This is a genomic window from Epilithonimonas sp. UC225_85 (assembly GCF_042695135.1).
In the GTDB taxonomy this organism is placed as follows: domain Bacteria; phylum Bacteroidota; class Bacteroidia; order Flavobacteriales; family Weeksellaceae; genus Epilithonimonas.
In genome coordinates, this window is sequence record NZ_CP170547.1 from 3,119,087 (window position 1) to 3,144,104 (window position 25,018).

The following is a 25,018-nucleotide window of genomic DNA, read 5'->3' on the forward strand; positions in this document are numbered from 1 at the left end:
TTTAGAAATCAGGGCGCTAAATTAATTATTTTATACATTCACTTTAAAAAAAAGTTAATTTATTTTTAATTAACCGTTAAATAGAGGATTTTAATAAGAATAATTAAATATGCGTTTAATTTTTTTGACAGGTATAAAAACAAAAAAAGGCACTCAAAGTGCCTTTTAATACGATGTTTTTTAAAAATTATCTGATTATTTTCTTTGTCCTTATATCCCCGGAATTTTCAACTTTAATGATATAGATTCCATTAACAAGATCAGATGAATCTAATCTGAAGTTTTTGTTCACCGTTTTTTGACTCATAACCAATCTTCCGGCTACATCATAAACTTCTATTTTTCCTAAAACTTTTGAAGAGGTGATTACATAATCAGTTCCGTCTTTATAAACTGCAAAGTCTGATTTCGTTACTGATTCTGTTCCTAAAACTATGTCTTCTTTATATATAATTTCGAAACGTGTGGCATCTGTTCCTTTTACAGCCTGGAAGGTATAATCGGCATCATTAAGCTTAATAATTTTATTCAGCGATTTATCTTTTAAATATATATTTTGACCGTTGCTGAAAATACCTTCTGCATCTCTTAAAGATATCTTGTAATTTCCATTTTGAGAATAAACATTTCCAAGAGCTACTTTATCTTCTATTTTGAAATTAACAGATTTTCCCTGGATCGCCAATTTTTTGGCACCTAATATAGAATAGAAGGAATCTGAACCTATGGTAAACAATTCTCCATCAAAATCAGTTTCAAAATTATCTGTTGCGCCCGGCACATAGCCAATCAAAATAGTATTGACTAAAGTGTTCGGAGAAGTCAATGTCAACCAGAATCTGTTTTTCGTTCCTGCCTTCTGGAAGAAACCGGCGTTATCTGTTATTCTGATTCCGTTATCAAAATCTAATGGTGCAGCACCCTTTGCCTGAACGATGAATCCCTGTCCAACTTTAATCGTCCCATCCGGCGTGATAGAATTATTGAAAGGGTTGGAAGGATTGGAAGTTGCAGGTGTACCACCAGTCCCAGTGAATGTTGCGTAATTGTTCCCTGTATAATTAGATCCAACCTGTCCTACTGTATAGCTATTGTTGGTCCAGAACCACGCAGCAGAATATATCTTTGCAGTATTAAGCGCATACAGCAAACTAAAATCAATATTAGATGGATAAGGATTACCAACAAGGTTGTAACCATGTGAAGCATCTGTAAATTTCAGGTTTTGAAATTGTAAACTGCCATTATTCGGAGTTCCTTTGAAGCTGTATGTTTTGTTATAACCGTTGGTTCCTGTTTCTGCACGGATTGCATAACCCTTTCCAGGTAAGAAGGTCGTATCACCGGTGATTACAAATTTATCATTGGTCTCGTTGTATTGAAGATAGCCACTTGCCGGTGTATTTGGAGAGAATCCGGTTGCACCTTTGATCAGCTGTCCACTTACGGGCGAGCTCCAATAGACATAATCCATTTGAGTTGAGATATTATTCATATCAACAACATCTCTCTGAGACTGGATATTCCCGGAATTTACAGCATCTGCGTCCTGCATCAATTGTGCATTATTCTCAAAAACAACTGATCCTCCTGTATTGTTAATTCCTTTATGAGCATACAGCACATTAGCATTTACAGCATCTTGTGTTTTCAAGATTTTGAGAGTTCCAGCGCTTATTGTGGTCAAATTATTAACGGTTAAACCGGCAGCCGGGGATTTGGTCCCGACAGAAGAAACCTTAAGATTTTCATACGGGAAAACATTAGAAATCACCTGATCTGCTCCTGTATAATCTATCGTAGAGCCTTGTTCTAAAATAATTGTCGGATTATTAGTGTTTTTAATAGCTGTAACTGTTGCTCCACTGAACCCGTCTGGATTATTAACATTAAATTTTGCACCATTTTTTACTGTAAAACTACCTCCCGACTGAAAGGTTAACACTGAAGAAGATGTATTTCCTGCAACCACATTGGTTCCTGAAATTACAACATTAGCATATTGAGGTTCTACACGGATCTGAGTTGCAGAAGTCCCTGTAAACTCTATCGTTGTTCCGGCATCCAAACTATATGTTCCGCCCATATCAGGTTTTACACCCAATCCTCCTAAAAGGAATGATGATCCGGCGGTCATTGTAAGATTTGTAGAAGCATCACCGAATGTATGATCGGCTGCATTCAATACAGTTGCAGCGCCATTGATGGTAACAGTCCCAGCGATTGGTGTTATATTACCAGATACAGTTTTGGTTCCGCTTCCTGAAAACAATATATTATTATAATCTGTTCTTGTCGAAACATCCTGACTACCTAAAGCATAATGCACGGTAGAACCATTACCCATAGTTATATTTGTAATAGCCGGTATGGCAGCGTTGGTTCCGGAGAAACCCTGGGCATCTCTTGTGATGAAAGTTCCGTTGTTAATTATAGAAGCGTTATTAGAATTAAGAATTTGATTCTCTCCATTGTTATCAAATGTTGCTCCGCTTGCGATGGTCATTATGCCTCCAAGATTTAGATCACTTCCTGCGGCACTATTTAAAGCCAGAGTCCCGGCATTAATATTAAGTTTGTCATTAACTGAAAGTGCTGCCGAAGGTGTTTTCACTCCAGATCCGGAAATTACCAGATCATAATAATTCGGAGAAGTAGTAACTGTTTGTGCTGTTCCGTTATAATTAATTGTACTTCCCGAGTCCAAAACCACAGATGGGCTGTTAATATTATTAATTGCAGTATTTGAAGCACCAGATAGACCATTTGTATTCTGAACATTGAATATCCCTCCGCTTTTAACTGTAAAAACAGATCCGTTCTGTAATGTAAGAGACGTTACTTCGCCGGATAAACCTGCTCCGTTGGTCGTAGATGTTATATTAATATTACCATAAATCGGAGCTGCTCTTATCACTGTAGCAGATGTTCCTCCGAATTCTATTGTAGATGTGGGTGAAAGCGTATAAGTTCCTGCCGCATCTGGTTTTGTTGAGCTTCCACCTGTCTTAAATACACTTGTACCAAGCATTATCAAATTCGTTCCGGAACCTCCAAAAGTTCTGGTACCAGCATCTACCGTAACTCCGGAATTGATAGTAACAGTTCCTGTGATTGAAGCTATAGTTACAGGTGTTTTGGTTCCGCTGCCACTGAAAGTCAGATTTTTATAAGCAAAATTTGTAACTGCCTGATCACCGTTCAATCCATAAACAATTGTAGCATTATCTCCAAGTGTTGGTGTAATGCCGGGAATGGCAGTATTAGTCCCCGTGAAACCTTGTGCATCGCGCGTAATGAAGGTTCCGTTTATGGTAATGGATCCTCCTCCATTAGTAATCTGGTTTTCTCCGTTATTATCAAAAGTCGCATTTTCATCAATAGTCATCAATCCACCAAGTGACAAATTGTTAGCTGAAAGAGGATTAAGTTTAAATACAGATGTTCCGTTGATATTAACTGCACCGGAAACGATAAGGCTGCCGGTTCTGTTAGAAGTAACGGTTGCATTATTAAGTGTAAGTGTACTCGGATTTCCAATTGTTCCTGTTGGGAATGGTGCAGTAGAATCCACGTCGAAAACATAATTGGCACCTGCAATCAGCTGAGCTGTTCCATTGGCAGAGGTCGTATTGGTACTGGCAAAAGACCTTAAACTCCCTAAAGAGGTTGTCCCTCCGATACCATTGGCATTCGATGTATTAAGAATTGCTCCACTAGCTGTAATAAATCGTGCTACACTGTTTCCGATGATAGACTTGTCTTTAAAGTCCAGACTGCCTTTTACTGTAAAATAAGAAACAGGTCCTGTTTGAGAGCCAAGAGTTAAATTTGTTGATAATTCGGCATAATAGCTTGTATCCACTTCATAACTTGTATATTCAGAATTGACGCCGGAATAGCTTATTTGTGAAGGGCTTGAAGAAGTTCCTCTAAAAACAAAACCTCTCGCCTGCGATGTCGCATTAGTCTGATAAACTCCATTACCGGTATGTGTAAGATTGCCCGTGATTCTGATATAATTGCCTGATACCGATCCTGATCCAAAATCAACATCTATAGCATCAGTATCTGTATTATGAGAGCTGAAGTTCCTTCCCACATACACGACACCAGCGCCGGAAGCATTTGCGTTTGGCTTCAGATCTATTTTTGCAGAAGTTCCATCAATAACAAGATCCCTTCCTATTGTCAATATCTGTGTACCAACCGTTGAACCCGTACCAGCAACCAGTTCCAGTAATCCGGTGTCTTTTATTAAAACGTCATTTGCTACGGTTAAATTGACTGTTCCATTACCTGTAGCAAGCCTCAATATACCAGCGCCTTGTATTTCAATATCAGTAGCTACATTCAAAAACAATGCAGTACTGGCACCTACTCCGTGAAGAGCTCCTCCTGTCACCTTGATTTTATTAACATTGGCTGTAACACTAAAAGAGGTATTACCAAAAGAAACTAAATTACCACTTGCCGGTCCAACTGTCAAAGTGCCATTTACATTCATAGTTGCAGCTGCCGAAAACAAATTGATATAATTGCTGGATCCTGCATTATTAAAGGTCAGGTTTCCAAATGTCTGTGCCAGGCCAGCTGGTCCTGTTACCGCACTGGTATTGGTATATCCGGTAATATTACAATTAGAAGATGCGTTCCAGGTTGCAGTTGGGATTGTACCGCCGTTTACATTATGGTTATAGGTACCGGTAGCACCAAATATCAAAGTTCCGTTGTTGGATAATGCAGTAGTTGTTGATTGAGTCCAGGTACCGTTCACAGTAGTTGTTCCTGAAATTGTAAAACCAGCAGATACCGTTAGAGAACCTCCGCTTTCTACAGTTACATTTTTTGCCGTAGCCGTTGCACCTATGGTAATGGTATGACCGCTTAAAATATAAATCCCGGCAGCAGAAGATGTTGGAACCAATGATGAGGTTTTCCAGTTAACGTTATCGGGAGATGATTCCCAGGAAGCAGCTGTTGCCCAAGTTCCGGTTGCAGCTTTACTTCGGAAATAATCTGTTGCGGTTGTTACCAATGTTACGCTCACGGGAACTGTTGTACTCCCTGCGGCATAGTTGCCGGAAGCAGCCTGATCTACTGTAAGGGTTGCTGTACCTGCGGCTATACCATTTAGTGTAGTTCCTGTTAAGGTCACAGATCCGGCAGGCGTTACCGCTCCTAAAGAATATGATAATGCACCTGCGGAATTACTGCTCACATTTGCGCCGGGTAAAGCATAAGTTCCTCCTGTATTAATATTGATTGTAGAAGTTGTAAAAGTCGGAGCAATTGCGGTTATATCTGCGGTTAACCCCGTTGGCTGTGTTATGCTGTAGTTTGTTGCATTCGCACCACTTAAAACAAGAGCCGGCGTTACAACAATTCCTGATCCTACATTTGCAGAGGCAAAAGTCCCGCCTCCGGATACTGTGACGTCATCGGGAGATATTACCCCTACCAATGTTGCGCCCGTTATAGTGGCGGTTGTATTACCATTATAAGGTTTATTCTGTGCCGTTGCACCAGTTACGGTTAGTGGTTTTGCAGTGATGCTAGCCGTTATAGTTGGTTGGGTTAACGTATAATTTGTTGATGGGACGTCATAAGATCCCGTTCTCACAAGTGTTTTGGAAGTACCCACATTTACATCTGCAAATGCCCAGGTTACTGTTCCTGTTACAGAGAATGATTCACCATTTTCTAATCCATTGTATGCAGGTGTTCCGGACAAGGTAGCTGTTGTTGTTCTGTCATATTCTTTATTGACTCCGGACAGACCTGTTATTGTCAATGCTTTTTTGTTTACAGTACTAGTCGCTGTTGCAATATAAGTTGTAGTGGAACCACTTGCCAAACTAATATTACCGCTATAATTGCCGAAAGGGCTTGTTGCAGCAAGACGAACATAAATTGTGGTATTGGTTCTATTGGCAGAACCCAAATCCAGCGATGTTGTAAAATCTGTTGATGCGCTGAGGGAAACTTCAAAACCTGATGGTGGTGTTACAACTAATGCGCTGGTAAGATTGCCTGCAGATACAGTAAAACTGGTATTGGAAGAAGCCGTACCATAAGTTGTGGATAAAGCCGAAAGCGTGCCTGTTGTAGTAATAAAAGGATCCAAAGTAGTCCATACCGCATACAGAGTTATACTGGCAGTTCCCATTGTATAAGATGCGCCATCTGCATAGGCTGCGGCTCCGGCAGCTGTAGTTGCCCAGCCACCAAAAGTATAGCCAGTTCTTGCAAAGGTATTTAGAGTCAAATTGGCAGTAGTGGCAGTAGCGATCGTTTGATTCGCCATGGTTCCTGTTGCATCAGCTGCATTTTTATTGAATGTGATCGTATTATTATTTGGTGTCCACTGCGCATACAAGGTTGTACTGCCTGTGGTTCCCGGCGTATAAGTTGCTCCTGATGCATAAGCTGTTCCGCTATTATTTGCCGCAGTATTCCATCCGGTGAATGTATATCCTGCTCTTGTAGGAACAGTGGCACTAACAGTTGTAGTTATACCGTTATAATTGGTTTGGGTAGCCGGCGCACCTGCACCGCCATTGGCATTATAAGCTATTGTATAAGCCCAGCGCGCATACAAGGTCGTATCAGCAGCAGGCATAGAATAGGATGCGCCTGCGTTGTAATTGGTTCCGTTACCTGTAGAATTTGCATTCCATCCGGAAAAGGTAAAACCTGTCCGGGTCATCGTGGTAGTTGGCAATGTGATACTTGTGCTTGCAGAATTACTTACCGCTGCCGGAGCTGTGCCGGCCGTATTTCCGTTTCCGTCATAAGTGAGGGTGTAAGTTACAGATGGTATTTCTATGCTGACTGTTGTAAGAATAGCTCTCGGAGTAGAACCGGTTATAACCAAAGCATATCTTGCAGAGGTCTTAGGTGTTGTGGCAGTATAGCTAATTGTACTATTACCGGTATAAGCTGACGTTGCAACTTGTGTCCAGATAGTGCCTCCATCAGTCGACTCGAAAATATACCAGTTACTGACTGTACCGTAGCTTCCTGCATTTGTAAATGATATTTTTTTAACATTAGCAACGTCCCACTGCATTTCTATAGAAGAACCTGTGGGACTTGTTGATATAAATTTACTCGGAACTGTTACCGCATTATTACTTCCTAATCTGAATTCTGAAGAAGCAAAATAAGAATAACTGGCTAACCATGTTTTTGATGCTAAAGTAATAACTTTATTTGCTGAATAAGTATTAGTAGCTCCTGAGGAACTCGCAAAGCTACCAGTATAGGTAACGGTTGTCTGTCCCCTCATAAAGGAGGCCATGAACAAGATTAATAAAAGCATTTTCGGCATGCTTCTGCCTAGAAATGAATCCTTTAAGAATAAATTTGTTTTCATTTTCAATGTTTGTTTTATTAAAGAAGGCAAATATAATCTTAATTCAAAGGCGAAAAATCTCGTTATTAAAAAGTTAATAATAATGTAATGAACCAAAAAAATTCGACAACAATATTCACATATTTACTTGAAATCTCATTGTATATTTAAATACAGAAGTAACTTATCTACCTTTTTGATTATAACTTTAATTATTTGATAATTTTCTTTGTCCTAATGTTTCCGGAATTTTCTGCTTTTATAATGAATATTCCGTTTGGTAAACTGTCAGCGTTAATTATCAGATTATTTTCTTTTGAAAATACTTTACGGATAAGTTTTCCACTGGCATCATAAACTTCTACATGACCCAATTTTTGAGCAGATTGAATGATAAAATCCTCTCCGTTTCTGTAAACCAAGAATTCAGATTTTTTGGTTTCGTCGGAACTGAGCACCTTATCTTTATATACAATCTCAAAGCGTGTATTATTGGTGCCTTTCGTCGCTTCAAAAGTATAATTGGATTGAGAACTCAAATTAATATATTTGTCCAAAACCTTATCTCGAAGGTAAATAGTCTGAATACCATCGAAAATCCCTTCTGCTGTTCTAAGACTTATCGTGTAATTTCCGTTCTCAGAAAAAACATTCCCCAAGGTCACTACATCATCCGTTGTGAAATTATCCGATTTTCCCTGGATCGCTAATTTTTTAGCACCTAATAAAGAATAGAAAGAGTCCGAGCCTATGGCAAACAGTTCACCATCGAAATCAGTTTCATAATTGTTTGTAGCACCTGTAATGTATCCTAAGAGAATCGTATTCACCAAATTATTTGGGGAAGTAAGCGTCAGCCAAAATCTATTTTTAGAAGCTTTCTGATAAAAATTACCGTTGTCTGTAACCCTGATATTATTATCAAAATTCAAAGGCAGATCTTTGCCAGTATCTTTTACCTGAATGATAAAAGCCTGTCCAACTTTTATTTTTCCATCCGGTATTACAGATCCATCATAGGGATTACTCGGATTATAAGTTGCCGGGGAACCGCCTGTCCCGTTGTATATGGCATAGTTATTTCCATTATAACCGGAACCGACCTGTATTGGTGTATAGCTGTTATTGGTCCAGAAAAATGCCGTAGAATATATTTTTGTATTATTAAGAGTAAATAATTTGTCAAAATCTATATTGGAAGGATATGGGTTCCCGATAAGATTGAAGCCGTGGACAGCACTTGTCCATTTTAGATTTTGATATTGAATATTTCCGTTATTAGGTATTCCCGTAAAGGTATAAGTCTTTGTATAACCATTAGTTCCATTTTCTGCCCGTATGGCATAGCCTTTTCCGGTAAGGAAATTCACATCACCAGTTACCGCAAACATATCATTAGCTTCATTATACTGCAGATAGCCATTGGATGGGGTATTTGGAGAAAATCCCGCTGCACCTTTGATCAACTGACCATTGACCGGTGAACTCCAGTACACATAGTCGATTTGATTGGTGACATTGTTCATATCCGTTACTTGTCTTTCCACAATAATATTTCCCTGGTTTGCAACATTTTCTTTTTGGATAAGATTGGCATCGCTTTCTACTACAAAATTATTAGCAGAACCCAAATTGGTAATTTTCTTTTTCACAGTAACCGGGAAGTTTGGTTTTACTCTAATACTTCCACTGGTATTTACTGTCAAATCACAGACATCAAGAACACCATCCTCCTGTGTATTATAGCTTCCTGCTATCACCACCTTACTTCCCAAAACAGGCATTCCGTTTGACCAGACATTGCTTGCCCAGATATTGTTTGCATCTTTAATTTGCGCTGCATTGGTTGCGGTATAACAGGTCTGCGTATTTTCTCTTACCTGACAGTAATATTGAAAATTAGCTAGACCGCTGACATCACTTATGTTTAATGTCTGGGAATTTGCGCCTGAATATACCCCGCCGTCTATAATCGCTGTCCAGTTGCCAGTGGTTCCTAAAACATACCATTGATAAGTTAATCCATTCCCTCCAGCATAACCCTCTGTAGCTGTTAATGCCAAAGATGTATTCACATCACAAGTCAATGTGTAGCTTGGCTGTGTAACGACTATTGGTGACGATTTCACAGCAGGAACCTGAGCCACCTCATCAGCCGGCAGGCACTCACCTGCATCCAGAGTTTGCGTTGTCCATTGTGCATCATTATAGGTTGTGGCAGGAGCGAGATTAGTATTATTTCTTCGCATGTAATATCCTATGTAGTTTGGTGCTTTTACATCATCAATAACAGTAGTTCCTTTCATCAATCGAAAACCGTCATCAGCATTAAAACCGCTTGTAATACTTCCGTTACCTGTCGGTGCAATCCCACAAAGCGATCCACTTACACCAATGACTGCAAGCTGCCCGGAAGCCAGATTGCCTGACAATGTTCCATAACTGCTGTAAGTATCTCCATAGGTACCTGCTCTGAAAAAACTGTAATCCGCTAAATTTACAGTTGCATTCGTTCCATTATAGATAGATACAACACCGCCTACACCACCGTTCTCATCATAAACTTCATAGATAATAATATCCGAGGCATAAGTACTGCCTGATCCAGACCCTCCTAGTGGTGCTTCGCAGCTTGTAGTATCATTTTTTATTAAAGTAAAAGCTGTTTCTGAATCACAGGTCAAAGATGTATCGACGATGATATTGCCATCTGCATTAGCTGGAACTGTAGCTTTAAGAATTGTTGCGCTGACATATTCCACAACAGCATCCACGGTTCCAAATTTCACCGTTGAGGCAGCAGTAAAGTCTGAACCCGTTATGGTTACTACAGTTCCTGCAGGTCCGGTAGTCGGGAATGCAGTAAGCGAAGCCGGCACACAGGCAGCAAGGACATTACCTTTAAAATCAAAATCATTGATACTGAATGTTCTTGTAGATGCACTTACACCATATGTATAAAACCTAAAAGTTATAGGGGTAGTAATATTCTGATAAGCTGCTCCAGATAAGTTTATGGTAGTTCCGCTTACTGTGGGCGTTCCTATATTTGAAATAAATCCATCTAAACTTGACCTAAAAGCATGATTTGAAGCTCCTCCCGATATTTGACCTGTATATGCAAAGCTGTCAAAATCTATTTTATAATTAGTATTAGGTGTTAATGTAAATTCAAAATAATCATTAGCATCAAGTGTAGTAGTGCTCCATGCACTAGCAGAATATCGGTCATTGGCAGCTGCACCTGTAATCCCGCTCCCTTTACTAATACCGGACACTATGATATTTGCATTTTTCACATCGCCTGTTGTATAAAAACCTGTAGATTGTCCCGGATTGGTTCCTGTAATTGGATTATTCCAGATAGATACTGGTGTGACGTTTACAGAAAGTGTTACTACATCAGACGTTTTGCTGGTACAATCATTACTTACGATCACACGATATTTGTATCCGTTTTTTGTTAGCGGTACATTTATAAGAGAAAGTGTACTACTGCTTGTTCCTACATTTACCCAGCTGCCTGCCAAACCTGTCGGACTTTCTTGCCATTGATAAGTAAAAGGCGCCGTTCCGGATGCAGTTACTGTAAATGTAGCAGTTGCCCCAATGGCTACATTTTGGTTAGTTGGCTGTGTACCTATGCCCGCACCAACAGCAATGACAACAGGCGATCCGGTTACGTACGAACCGGCACTCCAACAGAAGCCATTATAAGCACGTACGTAATACAAACCTCCCACTGTTACAGTATAAGGCTCTGCAACTTCTGCTCCCGGAGCAAAAACTAGAGGATTAGCCGTAGAAGTACCACCCGAAACAGTCTGCCAGTAATAAGTAACACCGTCCTGTATCGGATCAGACAACTCATAAACAAGGGTTGCAGAAGCACAATAAGGATTATCCAATTCTATATCACCGTTTGGATTTACTGGTACATCACAAGCTGTAGTCTGACTGCGTGGGTTATTGGTAGGCGTTGTTGTATTGTAAAGATAAGTTCCGGAACAGATGTTATATTCATAAGCTCTGTAATAATAGGTCGTAGAAGGAGATAATCCTGTAACAGCAATAGTATTACCCGTACCTGTATAGATTACTTGTTCTCCGCTTCCGCTATAAATACTATTCGCTGCAGGTAAAGTGTTGGAAGGATTTGTGAAACTGTTGCTTGTATTGATTATTACAACCCTTCCCATTCCATTGCCACCTGTAAAATTAACAGTCATCCCATTAGTCCCTACCGAAGTAAATGATGAAACCGTAGATTGTGTTGTAGGTGCAAGACAAGCCGCAACGGTTCCTGACAAAGTTACTACAGGTCCAGATGCATCACCGCCTCCTTCTATTGTAATGATATCATTGCTGGCATTATTATAAGTTCCCGCAGACAGTCCTGCTTTCAAACGAACCAAAACTGCTTTGCTGGTTCCGTTGTATGCCGTCAGCACCACAGGTCCGGTAGTATAACTTACCCAGGTCGTTCCATTATCTATAGAAATTTCATAATTATCGCCTGGCAGAAGACTCACATCTGTACCGTCCAAATTGGCGCCTGTTAGGGTAAAAGATTTCGTAGCAGATGGTCCGTAACCTTCCACATAAGTAAAGGCTGACAAAGTGGATGGTGTAGTGGAAAGCTCTGGTGTTGTTGGTATCCAATGGGCATATAGCGTCGTAGTTGCATTACCAGTTGAAGGTGTATATGTAGCACCTGCAGCATAGTCCGCGGTAGTTCCTGCTGCAGTAATCTTCCATCCTGCAAAGGTATAATCCGTTCTGGTAAGACCACTTCCATTATTCAGGGCTGTGGTAATGCTGTTATAATTGGTTTGAGCTGTGGGTGTTGTTCCCGTACCACCATTGGCATTATAAGTTATCGTATAAGCCCATCTTGCATATAATGTAGTATTTGCACCAGGCATAGAATAGTTCGCACCTGAATTATAATTTGTCCCATTACCTATGGAATTCACATTCCAGCCAGAGAAGGTATAACCTGATCTTGTAAGTGTTGTGGATGGAAGTGTAATAACAGTTCCCGAGGGATTACTTACCGCAGAAGGAGCAGTACCGGTGCCGCCATTCGCATTATAAGTAAGAGTATAATTGGTAACACCGTATATATGCTTTCCGATATATTCTGTATCAGTACTTGTTGCTGCCGCAATCTGTGCTAAAGTTCTGGATGTCCACTCGGAAACTGTAAAAGTAGTGTTAGAGGATAAAATGTTAGAATTTCTATGATAAGAAACATCTTTATTATTAATACCGACACCGAATGCATCTACAATAGTACTTGTTCCTGTAAAAATTGCCAAAGCATCATTGCCATTAAATGCCGCAACTGTAGTATTGAAAGTATTCGCGGTTGGCATCGGATTATGAGGTACAGTTGTGCTTGCGCTGCTATTTCTCATCAAGTAGCTTTGACCGGGCGTTAATGTTCCGGATAAAACTATAGAAGACGACGGTGTCCCGCTTATTGCCCCATTGCCTGTATCTCCGCTGACAGTCCATATTCCGAGCTTATAACCGCCGGCAGCCATGTCAATATCAGATGTGCCAACATTGGTTATCTCTATCCATTTGTCATTACTTGACCCTTCGTAGACTTGGGAAATAATAAGTTTTTGACCAAAAAATGTTGTACTGGTAAGCAATAATAAAAACAAAAAAAATGTTTTGATCCGCCTAATTTGTGGGAATTGTGGGAATGTCTTTTTTAAGAATAAATTTGTTTTCATTTCATTTGTTTTCGTTAGCAAGCAAATATAACTTATCATATAAGCCGAAAACCGATGAAATTAAATGTTAATAAATATATAACCATCTATTTATAAACGCTTTAAATTCACTTAACAAACAACTAAAAGCATAAAACAATCAGCATTGAATAATATTCAAATTCATAAATAATTCATTTTTAATTAAATCGACATCAGTGTAAATTAAAAAAAATGCAAGCTTACGATTATGTTTTTTTAACCCTTCTTTTTGTCTGTCTGGAGATTTTTGACACTCTAACTCTCCAACTCATTTAATCACCATCATCTGGCTATAGAGATTCTCCAGATGCAGGATCTTGGAAAAAGGACTTTCGATATTTTTCAGTTCGTCTTTTTCGTGGATATAGCTGTAGCGGGAAGCAATGTTATACATATTGGAAACCAGCACCAGCCAGCATTCCTCCGTCTTGCAGTTATAGAGCGGATACTTGGAATTCTTCTTTTCTATGATCTGCAGGATTTTTTCGGAATGCAGCTCATCAAACAAAGAAAGGTTATACTCCAAAAACAAAAGAACGCCTTTCTGATGGGGCGTTCTTCTGATATGTTTTACAAATTTTGTATTTTTATTATTGGTTATTGCAGACGAGATTTCTTTGATCAATTGCTCCGGCTGCATATAAAAATCCTGTTGCAGATAGTCTATGCTGAGATAATAGATCCCGGAAAGACTTTTATAATCCGACAGCAGACTCTCAACAGTTCGAAAGATATGATTAATATAACTTTCTTTTTTCTTGAGTTCAAAATGATTGATGATCTCCGAAACTTCTACACCAATTCGTTTTCCTTTATAATTAATAATAAAATCGGGACTCTCTCCCACCAGGTTTTCGATTTCTATTTCCGGATAATGAGCAAACAGAGTACTCAGAAGGAGAAGTTCGGTTTTTTTCTGATATTCCTCGCGCTCGTGCAGATTGGCCTGCCCAATAGAGTCGTACCATTTTGCCAGGTTATCTCCTTTGTTGGTTTTGGATGCCATACAGACTTCCAGATTTTTATTGAGGTCTTCACAAAAAATCATATCGCTTTTATTAGAAATTAAACCTGTTTAAATTTAATAAATTATTGATTACAAAACACTTGTATTAATTAAAATTAACAAAAGAAAGATTAATAATTAAGAAATGAGATTCAAACTGAAAGATCTAAGAAATAAAAGGAAAGCTTCCTAAACAAGCAATCCGAAATCAATGCCACGATTGATAGTTGATTTTTTGAACATTCTAAGTTCCTAAATTACCGTACAAAAAACTAATTCCTATATTTGCACGCATAGATAAGACCTTAAAAAAAATATAACACTAATGGATTTTAAAAACTTCAAGATGCCCTACAGCATCAATCCAAATTACTCAAAGAAAACAGCCTATTTCTCTATGGAATTCGCGATCGACCAGGCTCTGAAAATTTACAGCGGCGGTCTCGGATTTCTTGCAGGATCTCACATGAAAAGTGCATATAACCTGAAGCAGGATTTCGTTGGAATAGGGATTTTATGGAAATATGGTTACTACGATCAAGCAAGAAACCTGGATCAAACCCTGAATCCGATCTGGACAAAAAAAATGTACAGCTTTCTGGAAGATACAGGCATCAAATTCCAGATCGAGATCCACAATGCTCCGGTTTGGGTGAAAGTATGGTATCTGAATCCGGAAACCTTCAAAACATGTCCAATGTTTTTCCTGAGCACGGATGTTCCTGAAAATGATCATTTATCAAAAACAATCTGCCACAAATTATACGACGCCAACGAATCTACCAAAGTTGCACAATATATCCTTCTTGGGAAAGGCGGTGCAAAATTACTGGACGAAATAAATCTTGAAAGAGAAGTTTATCACCTGAACGAAGCGCACGGACTGCCGGCAGCTTTTTACCTGCTGAGAAAATACGGTGGTGATCTTTCCAAAGTGAAGGAAAAACTGGTTTTCACAACGCACACGCCGGAAGAAGCTGGCAACGAAAAACATAACATTTACCTTTGTCACGATATGTCCTATTTCTGCGGATTGACGATAGATGAGGTGAAAACGATAGAAGGCGTGCAGGATGACAAATTCAACCATTCACTTTGTGCCTTGAGAATGGCGAGAATTGCCAATGGTGTTTCACAATTGCACGGTGTTGTTTCCAGAGAGATGTGGAACAAATATCCTGGAATATGCGAGATCAAATCCATTACCAATGCCCAGGAATTCAAATATTGGGCAGACAAACCGCTTTATGATGCTAAGGATGAAAGTGATGACGCTGAATTTGACTACAGAAAATCCCACCTCAAGAAAAGAACCTTCAAAATAGTTGCAGACCAGACGGGGAAATTATTTGATCCGAAAGTTCTGACCATCGTCTGGGCAAGGCGTTTTGCAGGCTATAAGAGAGCGGATCTACTTTTGGCAGACAAAGAGCGTTTCAGAAAAATGCTGGAAAACAAAGAACATCCGGTTCAGATCATCTGGGCAGGAAAGCCTTACCCAATGGATTACGGGGCGATCTCAACTTTCAATAATCTTGTTGAGGAAAGTAAAAACCATAAGAATATGGCCGTTCTTACAGGCTACGAATTATCATTAAGCAAATCTCTGAAACAAGGTTCTGATATTTGGTTAAATAATCCAAGAGTGCCAAGAGAAGCCTCCGGAACCAGCGGAATGACAGCTTCTATGAACGGATCCGTAAATCTCTCTACAGATGACGGATGGATTCCGGAATTTGCAAAACACGGCGAAAACTCATTCGTAGTTCCAAAAGCAGATTACGACAACTGGCCAACAATAGAACAGGATCAATTTGACCTTAATAATCTTTATGATGTTTTGGAAAACGAAATCATCCCGGCCTATTACGAAGATCAAAACAAATGGAGAAAGATCGTACAAACTGCGATGGACGATGTGAAAACACAGTTTAACAGCGATAGAATGGCAGACGAATATTACAAATTGATGTATTAATTCTTCTTTAATTCTTAACATAATCAAAGCCTTTCAGTAATCCTGAAAGGCTTTTTCGTAAATTGCCGGAAAATCAATAATTATTTAAACAATTAAACTATGAACAAAAGTCTTTTCATTTTAGTATTTATCTTTTCATCAGTTTCTATATTTGGTCAAAAATTCCAAAAAGTTGTGATTGAAAATATGGACGGAAGCACAAAAACAGGATTAGTAAACGGAAAAAGCCTGTCAGATTCAAAAGAAATTAAATTCAAAACTGACGAAAATTCTAAAGTTGAGCCGATCTTAAAATCATCTGTAAAATCAATAGACTTTTATTCTTCTAATGACAAAATCTATCACATTGATAATATTTTTCTCACTAATGAAAAGAAAACTAAAACAACATCCGAATGGATGCTGAAACTGATTTCCGGCTATTATGACCTCTATATCATTGCAGATTATTCTTTTGATAAACAAGGAAATCTTACACTTTCCACAGATTATCGCGTAGGCAGAGATCTCCCGGAATTTTATTACTTCATAAAAAAACCAAGCGAAAAATATGCAGATATTTTTGCACTTTACAGTCCTTCTCCAACTTATTTCGGGTTACATAAAATATTAAAAGAAAGCGTTACTAAATTTATGTCGGATGATAAAGCTCTCGTAGATAAAGTTGAAAAGAAAAAATTATCAACTAAAAACATAGAACAGATCGTAAAGGAATATAATGAATATAAATCTGCTAATTAAATAAAATTCAAAACCCTGATATTATACGACATCAGGGTTTTTTGTTGACATATTTCGAAATTTCAACAATTATAATATGGATGGATGTGTTTAATGAAATTGTGCTGCTTCTGTAGAGTCTTTCATAGCAACAGTTGCAGATGTTCCGCTCATCACTACATTCTGGATCTCATCAAAATAACCTGTTCCCACAAAACTCTGATGTTTCACTGCACGAAAACCTTTGCTTTGAAGTGCAAATTCTCTCTCCTGCAATTCGGAATAACCAGCCATTCCTCTCTCTTTATAGGCTAAAGCGAGTTCGAACATCGCCGTATTCAACGCGTGGAAACCAGCCAATGTGATGAACTGGAATTTGTATCCCATTTTCGCCAACTCCTCCCGGAAGTTTTCCATTTCTTCAACCGAAAGTTTCGCCGCCCAATTGAAAGATGGCGAACAATTGTAAGCCAGCATTTTTCCCGGATATTTTGAGTGAATTCCTTCCGCAAATCGTCTGGCGTAGTCCAGATCCGGATTGGATGTTTCCATCCAAAGCAGATCAGCGTAAGGCGCATAAGACAAACCTCTGTCTATCCCTTGTTCTACTCCATTTTTGACAGCGTAGAAACCTTCAGAAGTTCTTTCTCCTGTTATGAATTTCCTGTCTCTTTCATCAATATCTGAGGTCAAAAGATCTGCGGCATCCGCATCTGTTCTTGCAACAATTAGAGTTGGTGTTCCGCAGACATCGGCCGCTAATCTCGCTGCAATCAGTTTATTAATGGCTTCCTGAGTCGGAACCAAAACTTTCCCTCCAAGATGTCCGCATTTTTTTGCTGATGACAATTGATCTTCAAAATGAACACCGGCAGCTCCAGCTTCGATCATTTGTTTCATCAGTTCGTAAGCATTCAGATTTCCTCCAAAGCCAGCTTCTGCATCAGCCACGATCGGAACCAGATATTCCTTTTCTCCACCGCCGTTTACAGATTGGATCTGATCCGCTCTCAGCAAAGCATTATTGATTTTCTTAACCACAGACGGAGCCGAATTTGCGGGATAAAGTGACTGATCGGGATACATTTCTCCAGAAAGATTCGCATCTGCCGCAACCTGCCAGCCGGAAAGGTAAATTGCCTCCAAACCTGCATCTACTTCCTGAACAGCCTGATTTCCCGTGAGAGCGCCCAATCCAGCGATCCAATCCTGATTATTCAGTTTGTCCCAAAGTTTTTTGGACATTTCTGTTGCGATGGTATAATCCAATTTGTAATTGCCTCTCAGCTTTAGGACTTCTTCTGCGGTGTAAGGTCTTTTTACGCCGATCCATCTCGGGTTTGTCAGCCAGTCTTGCTCCAAAGCCCGGATGTGTTCTTGTTTTGTTTTCATAATATTTGGTGATTTGGTGTGATTTAATTGTAAAATGTAGTAAGTATAATGTAAGAAGTACTTTTTACTTTGTACATCATACAAAATACAATTAGATGAAAGGATAAGCTTTCGAAGTCAGGAATTCCTCAAAGGTTTCGCAGAAAATCAATTCATTAAAAAGTTCTTTTGCCAGATTGAATTTTCCTTTACCATATCGTTCTTCTCCCACGTATTTCTGGATTTTGATGAGTTCTTCCTTTTCCCATTGTAAGATCAATTCTCTGGTCAATATTCTTTCATCTTCCAGCACAGCTTCATTTTTAAGCCATTGCCAAATTTGAGATCTTGATATTTCGGCTGTTGCAGCATCCTCCATCAGATTATAAAGCGCAGCTGCTCCCACGCCTTTCAGCCAGGATTCGATGTAGAGAATTCCTACATTGATATTTTTTCTGACACCATTCTCGGTAATTGATCCGTGGGGAACTTCCAGCAATTCTGATTCTTTTATTTTATAATCAAATTTTTTATCGATTTGATTTGGTTCAGGCATATATTGATCGAAAATTTCCTTCGTTACAGCAACCAAAGCCGGATGTGCCACCCAGGTTCCGTCGTGTCCGTTTCTGACTTCCCGTTCTTTGTCATTTCTCACTTTTTCAAAAGCCGTCTCATTGGCTTCATTATCATTCTTTACCGGAATCTGAGCTGCCATTCCGCCCATTGCGTGGACATTTCTTTTGTGACAGATCTCGATGACTCTTTTGGAATAAGCGCTCATAAAAGGCGAAGACATCGTCACCTGATCTCTGTCCGGAACTAAGAAATGGGGGAGATTTCTGAATTTTTTGATGTAAGAAAAGATGTAATCCCAACGGCCGCAGTTGAGTCCGGAACTGTGATCTTTCAGTTCAAACAAAATCTCATCCAGTTGGAAAGATGCTGTTATTGTTTCAATCAGAACAGTTGCTTTGATCGTGCCTTGCGGAATTTCCAGATAATCCTGAGCAAAAACAAAAACATCATTCCACCAGTGTGCTTCTTTGTAATGTTCCAGTTTCGGAAGATAGAAGTAAGGTCCACTTCCGTTCTCAATCAGTTTTTTTGCATTTCTGAAAAAGTAAATCCCAAAATCTACTAATGATCCTGATGCTTGTTTACCTTCGATTTCAACATTTTTTTCAGAAAGATGAAGACCTCTTGGGCGAATGATCAATGTTGCAATTTCATCATTCAGTTTGTAGGATTTCCCTTGTTCATTGGTGAAATCTATATTTCTGTTGATGGCGTCCGTCAAATTAATTTGTCCAAGAATACAGTTTTCCCAAGTTGGTGAATTGCTGTCCTCAAAATCTGCCATAAAAGTATTTGCACCGGAATTAAGAGCATTGATGATCATTTTACGATCAACTGGGCCAGTAATTTCCACCCGTCTGTCCAACAGATCTTCTGGAAGTTTTGCACAAATCCAATCGCCGCTTCTTATATTTTCAGTTTCTTTTGGAAAAGTTGGCAATTCTCCTGTATCAAAATCCTTCTGGGTTTTCTTTCTCTCTTCTAAAAGATCAAGTCTTGGTTGATTAAAATTTTGATGAAGCGCAATTAAAAAATCTGTTAAGTCTGGTGTGAAAACTTCTCTAAAACTTCTGTTAGCAATAACTTTCAACTGGTTTATGGTTTCCATAATGATAATATTTGGTGATTTGGTTTGACAAATATATAAAAAAGATTTTCACAATTAGCGAACGTTCGCTAAATATTTATTAAAATTATTATGCGAATAATCGCTTTTTATTTATCTTTGATTCTATGATTGCAGAAAGCAACTACATACGCGTGGTTTTCGGACTTAAACTGAAACAACAGAGACAGAAAAAAAATTGGTCTCTTCAAGATCTTGCGAACAAAACCGGACTTTCCAAATCCTATCTTAACGAAATAGAAAACGGAAAAAAATACCCGAAACACGACAAGATCGTTCAGCTTTCCAACGCGCTCAGCTGTACTTTTGATGACTTGGTCTCTTCTAAATTGGACAAAACACTCACGCCAATTAACGAGATTCTGCAGTCGGATTTTTTCAAAGAAGTGCCTTTGGATCTTTTTGGAATCAACAAGAATAATCTCATCAGCATCATTAGCGATGCTCCGAAAAAAGTTACGGCTTTCATCAATGCTTTGATAGAAATTTCCCAGAATTACAACTTGGGAAAGGAGCGTTTTTACTTTGCGGTGATGCGCTCTTTTCAGGAATTGTATGATAATTATTTTCCGGAGATCGAAGAAAAATCAATTCAATTTGCGTATGAAAACAATCTGCAACTGAATAAAGATCTTAAAACAGAAGTGCTTGAAAATCTGTTGAAAGAGAAATTCGGTTATCAAATAAAGTCTGAAAATTTTTCAGCAGATCCGACTTTAAATAAACTTCGTTCACTTTTTGTTCCGGAAAAAAAATTACTCCTATTAAACGAAAGACTGGACATTAATCAGAAAATATTCATTCTGGCGAAGGAAATCGGCTTTAATGTTTTGAAGCTTAATCCGCGTCCGAATACTTATTCGTGGCTGGATTTCGGAAGTTTTGAAGAGATTCTTAATAATTTCTACGCTTCTTATTTTGCCGGTTGTTTGTTAATTTCAAAAAAAGACCTGATCGAGCAGATCACGGATTTCTTTTATCAAAAGGAATGGAATCCGATTCAATTTGAAAACCTCATCAATCATTTTACAGATTCGCCGGAGACTTTCTATTACAGATTGACTAATATTCTGTCTTCGGAGTTTGGGATTAAAGACCTATTTTATCTGTGTTTTGTGAAAAAAGATGGTTCAGACAAAATCAATATTTTAAAAGAATTGCACCTCAACCATCAACAAGCGCCACACGCCAATGCGACAAACGAGCATTACTGCAGACGATGGATTGCCTTGAAAAACCTTTATCATCTTCAGGAAAACGAATCTATTACCGATGCACAAATCTCGCATTACAAAGATCAAGGTGTAAGTTATCTGGTAATCTCAACATCGCAAAAAAATCCCTTTTCAGACGGGAGCAACCGTAGTTATTGTCTGGGAATCCTGCTTAATAATCAAACGATTAAGAAAATCAATTTTGCAAGATCCTCTTCTCTCAAAACCATTGAAGTTGGCGTGACATGCGAAAGCTGCAGCATTTTAAATTGCGAAGTAAGACAGGCTCCACCGATAAGACTCGAGAAAGAACAGTTCAATCTCGATATGAAAAAATCGATAGAGAGAATCAGAAAATCATTAATTTAGCTTATGCTTTTCGATTTTCTTTTCCCGAACCGCTGTCTGCATTGCAATCAATTGATTGACAAAAAGCATGTTGTCTGCGAAGTCTGCACGGATAAAATCCATTTTTCCAATCATCAGTTCCACGAAAACAATGGCTTGAAAGAAAAGGTCTCGCTTCTGTTTCCGGTTGAGAAAGCCTTTTCATTGATGATGTACGAAAAGGAAAGTCTGTCGCAAAAGATCATTCATCAACTGAAATATAACCATCGGGAAAAGATCGGGAAAAACCTGGCAGAATGGACCATTGAAAAAGTAAATTTCGGAGAAGAAAAGCCGGATCTTCTGGTGACAGTTCCGCTACATCGTAAAAAATTAAAACAAAGAGGCTACAACCAGCTTCATCTTTTCGGGAACGAACTTTCCAGGCATTATCAGATTCCGATCGATCATCATCTTCTTACCCGAACGAAACATTCCAAAGCTCAGGCGAAGAAAGGACAAAGCGAACGCCTGAAAACAAAAAATGCTTACCAACTGACCAGAAAAATCAATGATAAGCATATATTGTTGATCGATGACGTTTACACCACTGGAAATACAAGCTCAAATATTGCTTGGGAAATCCTCCGCAATTCTGAAAACGTGAAAGTCAGTTTGCTTGTAATGGCAATGGACGTTTAGAAAATTGTTAATGATAAATTATTAATGAAAGTTGCCAATTATCTAATAATTAACCATTAATAATCATCTCTGTAATTTTTCTCCGTACGATAAATCTCCTGCGTCACCTAAACCTGGTGTGATGTAACCTTTAGAAGTTAAACTTTCGTCCAAAGCGCCGATCCAGATATTTGCGTCAGGGTAAGCTTTTTGGATGGTTTCAACGCCTTGTCGGCTGGCGATTGCAGCAACAATATGAATGGAAGTTGGTTTTCCGTTGGTCAAAAGATCTTTGATAGCTTCGATGAGTGATGCACCTGTTGCCAGCATTGGATCAGCAACTATTAATGGGCGATTATCTAAATTCGGGCAAGTCAGATAATCCTGTTTGATGGAAAAATAATCATTGGCATCGTGCTTTCTATAGGCTGCCACGAAACCGCAGTCTGCTTTATCAAAATAATTAAGAATCCCTTGGAATAACGGAACGCCGGCTCGAAGAATCGTTGTGATAACCGGCTGCGTTTCGATTTCTTTTACTAAGATTTTATCCAGAGGCGTTGTGATCTCTATATCTTTAAATTCTAAAGTTTTGCTGATCTCGAAAGCGGCAATTTCGCCGATGCGCTCCATATTTCTACGGAATTTTAAACGGTCATTTTGAATATCAACATTCCGAAGGTCATTGATCCAGGAATTCACCAATGAGAATTCTTCTGATAAAACTTTTAGCATTTCGTTTATTTTGTGGGTAAATATCGTAAAAATTTGGAAACTGTTTAAGTTTGGTTCCGATTTTTTAATGATTTTGATTTCGCAGATTTTGCAAATTTTGCAGATCTATCTAATACAACATTATCATTCCGCAGGAATTCAAACAGTTTAGATTCTCACGGAATGACAATGTTGCGCTAGATATCAATATATTATTCCTTTTTTACAGGTCGCTCCTCTGGAGCTTTAGCAATGTTGGAGAATTTATCTATTAACAGGTCGTCGCTCTGCGACTTTTTTTAGAATAGCTTTTTAATAAAACAAATTTTAAAATCTTGAAAGATTGTCTAAACCTCAATTTAGCTCCGATAGTAGCGGCATCCTTTTCTTTTTTTGTCTTAAGGTTTCGATCAAAATAACAAATGTTCTAAAAAGAAAAAGATATAGTGGATAGCGGGTTGGAATGGTGAAAAGAATTAGAAAATGTGATGCTCCTAAAATAAAAAACCCTTTCGAAGTCTGAAACTAAGAAAGGGTTGGCTTTTATTTTTGTCTGAAGTAAATCTCGATTGGAACTCCGGTGAAACCAAAGTTTTTACGAAGTTGGTTTTCAGTAAATCTTTTATAAGGCTCCTTCACATATTGTGGAAGGTTGCAGAAAAACACGAACTGCGGCGATGGCGTTGGCAGTTGCACACAATATTTGATTTTGATGTATTTTCCTTTGTTTGATGGCGGCGGCATTGCTTCAAAGATTGGCAGCATCACTTCATTCAGTTTCGAAGTTTTGATTTTCTTTTTACGGTCTTCATAAACCAGCATTGCCATTTCTACAGCTTTCAGAATTCTTTGTTTTGTCAAAGCTGAAACGAAAAGAATTGGAATATCGTTGAACTGACCGATCTTGTCTCTGATGGATTGTTCAAAATCACGGATCGTGTTCGTATGCTTGTCCTCGATCAAATCCCATTTATTGACCAAAATCACGATTCCTTTTCTGTTTTTCTGAGCCAGTCCGAAGATGTTCATATCCTGAGATTCCCAACCTTGAGTGGCATCTACCATCAAGATCACGACATCGGAATATTCGATAGAACGGATGGATCTCATCACGGAATAGAATTCCAGATCTTCGGAAACTTTCGCTTTACGACGCATTCCGGCGGTATCTACCAACACAAACTCGTGTCCGAATTTGTTGTATAAAGTCTGAATACTGTCTCTTGTAGTTCCGGCAACATCGGTTACGATGTTTCTTTCCACATCAAGAAGTGCGTTTGTCATTGTAGATTTTCCTACATTCGGACGACCTGCGATGGTGATTTTTGGCAAACCTTCGAATGGATCTTTGTACTCTGTTGTCGGGAAGTCTCTTACCACAGCATCCAGCAATTCTCCTGTTCCGGAGCCTGTTGCAGATGATAAAGTGTAATATTTTTCAATACCTAATTGATAAAACTCGGTTGCAGGAAGTTCTTCTTTGGAAGAATCCACTTTGTTTACCACCAAATATAAAGGTTTGTTTGATTTTCTTAATAATTCGAAGATCTCCTGATCGGTGTCTGTAAGACCTTCTTCCACATTCACCATAAAGATGATAGAAGTTGCCTCGTCCACAGCCAACTGAACCTGCTTGCGGATCTCCACTTCGAAAACGTCGTCTGTTCCTACGTCATAACCACCCGTATCAATGACAGTAAAGTCTACGCCGTTCCAGTCAGATTTCCCATAATGACGGTCTCTGGTAACGCCAGCTGTAGAATCTACGATGGCTTCTCTTCTTTCTAATAATCGATTAAATAATGTGGATTTTCCTACGTTGGGACGCCCAACGATTGCGACAATATTTGACATAAATTTGTTTCTTGGTCTCAGCTCAGGTTAAGAATAATTGAGCGTAAGACTTGGTTAAGAATGGGTTACTCCGACTTTCGAAGCCCAAAATTTTTGCAAATGTACGAAAATTGTTGCTGTTTTGGGTTTAAAGTTTTGAGTTCAAGCGTGTTTTGATTCAATTCTGGGATTTTGAACGCAAAGTGCGCTAAGATTTTCTGTTTTTATTGAAAATATTTTAAGGTTCGCAAAGGCGTAAAACTCATCAAAGAGAGAGAGTGTGAAATTTAAACAAATCTCCAGACTTCAATTCTGAGATTGCTAATGGTTCTTGATTTTTTCCT

At 38.8% G+C, this 25,018-nt stretch carries 11 protein-coding genes; 4 read left to right on the top strand and 7 right to left on the bottom strand.

The window, feature by feature from the left end:
• Positions 1 to 187 precede the first annotated feature (187 nt).
• The 3 genes from ACFJGY_RS14185 to ACFJGY_RS14195 all read right to left on the bottom strand — a co-directional run bounded on the left by ACFJGY_RS14185 (position 188) and on the right by ACFJGY_RS14195 (position 14,173).
• The gene (locus tag ACFJGY_RS14185) at positions 188 to 7,378 is read right to left on the bottom strand and encodes an InlB B-repeat-containing protein (RefSeq protein ID WP_379965021.1); all 7,191 of its coding nucleotides are present in this window, start codon (positions 7,376 to 7,378) and stop codon (positions 188 to 190) included.
• A gap of 191 nt (positions 7,379 to 7,569) precedes the next feature.
• Positions 7,570 to 13,032, bottom strand: coding sequence for an InlB B-repeat-containing protein (locus ACFJGY_RS14190; protein ID WP_379965023.1), 5,463 nt, complete (start codon positions 13,030 to 13,032; stop codon positions 7,570 to 7,572).
• 361 nt (positions 13,033 to 13,393) lie between these two features.
• Entirely contained in the window at positions 13,394 to 14,173 is a 780-nt protein-coding gene (locus ACFJGY_RS14195; RefSeq protein ID WP_379965025.1) for a hypothetical protein, read from the bottom strand.
• A 283-nt stretch (positions 14,174 to 14,456) separates the two neighbouring features.
• Between ACFJGY_RS14195 and glgP the strand changes: the two genes are divergently transcribed.
• Together glgP and ACFJGY_RS14205 are read left to right on the top strand one after the other, a co-directional pair.
• The gene (glgP, locus tag ACFJGY_RS14200; RefSeq protein WP_379965027.1) at positions 14,457 to 16,109 is read left to right on the top strand and encodes an alpha-glucan family phosphorylase; all 1,653 of its coding nucleotides are present in this window, start codon (positions 14,457 to 14,459) and stop codon (positions 16,107 to 16,109) included.
• Positions 16,110 to 16,208: 99 nt separating this feature from the next.
• The gene (locus tag ACFJGY_RS14205) at positions 16,209 to 16,850 is read left to right on the top strand and encodes a hypothetical protein (RefSeq protein WP_379965029.1); all 642 of its coding nucleotides are present in this window, start codon (positions 16,209 to 16,211) and stop codon (positions 16,848 to 16,850) included.
• A 90-nt stretch (positions 16,851 to 16,940) separates the two neighbouring features.
• Here the strand turns inward: ACFJGY_RS14205 and aceA are convergent, their stop codons facing one another.
• A complete protein-coding gene (gene aceA / locus ACFJGY_RS14210) occupies positions 16,941 to 18,224 on the bottom strand; it encodes an isocitrate lyase (RefSeq protein ID WP_379970197.1) in 1,284 nt (427 codons plus the stop codon).
• A gap of 88 nt (positions 18,225 to 18,312) precedes the next feature.
• Positions 18,313 to 19,887 carry a malate synthase A gene (gene aceB / locus ACFJGY_RS14215; protein WP_379965031.1) on the bottom strand — a complete coding sequence of 525 codons (1,575 nt, stop codon included), beginning with the start codon at positions 19,885 to 19,887 and terminating at the stop codon, positions 18,313 to 18,315.
• Positions 19,888 to 20,012: 125 nt separating this feature from the next.
• Between aceB and ACFJGY_RS14220 the strand changes: the two genes are divergently transcribed.
• Complete coding sequence (locus tag ACFJGY_RS14220; protein ID WP_379965033.1) at positions 20,013 to 21,488, top strand: helix-turn-helix domain-containing protein; 1,476 nt, start codon at positions 20,013 to 20,015, stop codon at positions 21,486 to 21,488.
• A gap of 3 nt (positions 21,489 to 21,491) precedes the next feature.
• Positions 21,492 to 22,148 (top strand): ComF family protein, encoded by a 657-nt coding sequence (locus ACFJGY_RS14225; RefSeq protein WP_379965035.1) that lies wholly within the window; start codon positions 21,492 to 21,494, stop codon positions 22,146 to 22,148.
• A gap of 63 nt (positions 22,149 to 22,211) precedes the next feature.
• Here the strand turns inward: ACFJGY_RS14225 and upp are convergent, their stop codons facing one another.
• Entirely contained in the window at positions 22,212 to 22,862 is a 651-nt protein-coding gene (gene upp / locus ACFJGY_RS14230; RefSeq protein WP_379965037.1) for a uracil phosphoribosyltransferase, read from the bottom strand.
• A 522-nt stretch (positions 22,863 to 23,384) separates the two neighbouring features.
• Complete coding sequence (gene der / locus ACFJGY_RS14235; protein ID WP_379965039.1) at positions 23,385 to 24,695, bottom strand: ribosome biogenesis GTPase Der; 1,311 nt, start codon at positions 24,693 to 24,695, stop codon at positions 23,385 to 23,387.
• Positions 24,696 to 25,018 lie beyond the last annotated feature (323 nt).

What these genes read in the sequence shown, in the direction of transcription:
- ACFJGY_RS14185 (WP_379965021.1), bottom strand. Translation starts at nt 7,378, where the DNA reads ATGAAAACAAATTTATTCTTAAAGGATTCATTTCTAGGCAGAAGCATG.
- der (WP_379965039.1), bottom strand. Translation starts at nt 24,695, where the DNA reads ATGTCAAATATTGTCGCAATCGTTGGGCGTCCCAACGTAGGAAAATCC.
- ACFJGY_RS14205 (WP_379965029.1), top strand. Translation starts at nt 16,209, where the DNA reads ATGAACAAAAGTCTTTTCATTTTAGTATTTATCTTTTCATCAGTTTCT.
- ACFJGY_RS14225 (WP_379965035.1), top strand. Translation starts at nt 21,492, where the DNA reads ATGCTTTTCGATTTTCTTTTCCCGAACCGCTGTCTGCATTGCAATCAA.
- ACFJGY_RS14195 (WP_379965025.1), bottom strand. Translation starts at nt 14,173, where the DNA reads ATGATTTTTTGTGAAGACCTCAATAAAAATCTGGAAGTCTGTATGGCA.
- glgP (WP_379965027.1), top strand. Translation starts at nt 14,457, where the DNA reads ATGGATTTTAAAAACTTCAAGATGCCCTACAGCATCAATCCAAATTAC.
- upp (WP_379965037.1), bottom strand. Translation starts at nt 22,862, where the DNA reads ATGCTAAAAGTTTTATCAGAAGAATTCTCATTGGTGAATTCCTGGATC.
- ACFJGY_RS14220 (WP_379965033.1), top strand. Translation starts at nt 20,013, where the DNA reads ATGATTGCAGAAAGCAACTACATACGCGTGGTTTTCGGACTTAAACTG.
- aceB (WP_379965031.1), bottom strand. Translation starts at nt 19,887, where the DNA reads ATGGAAACCATAAACCAGTTGAAAGTTATTGCTAACAGAAGTTTTAGA.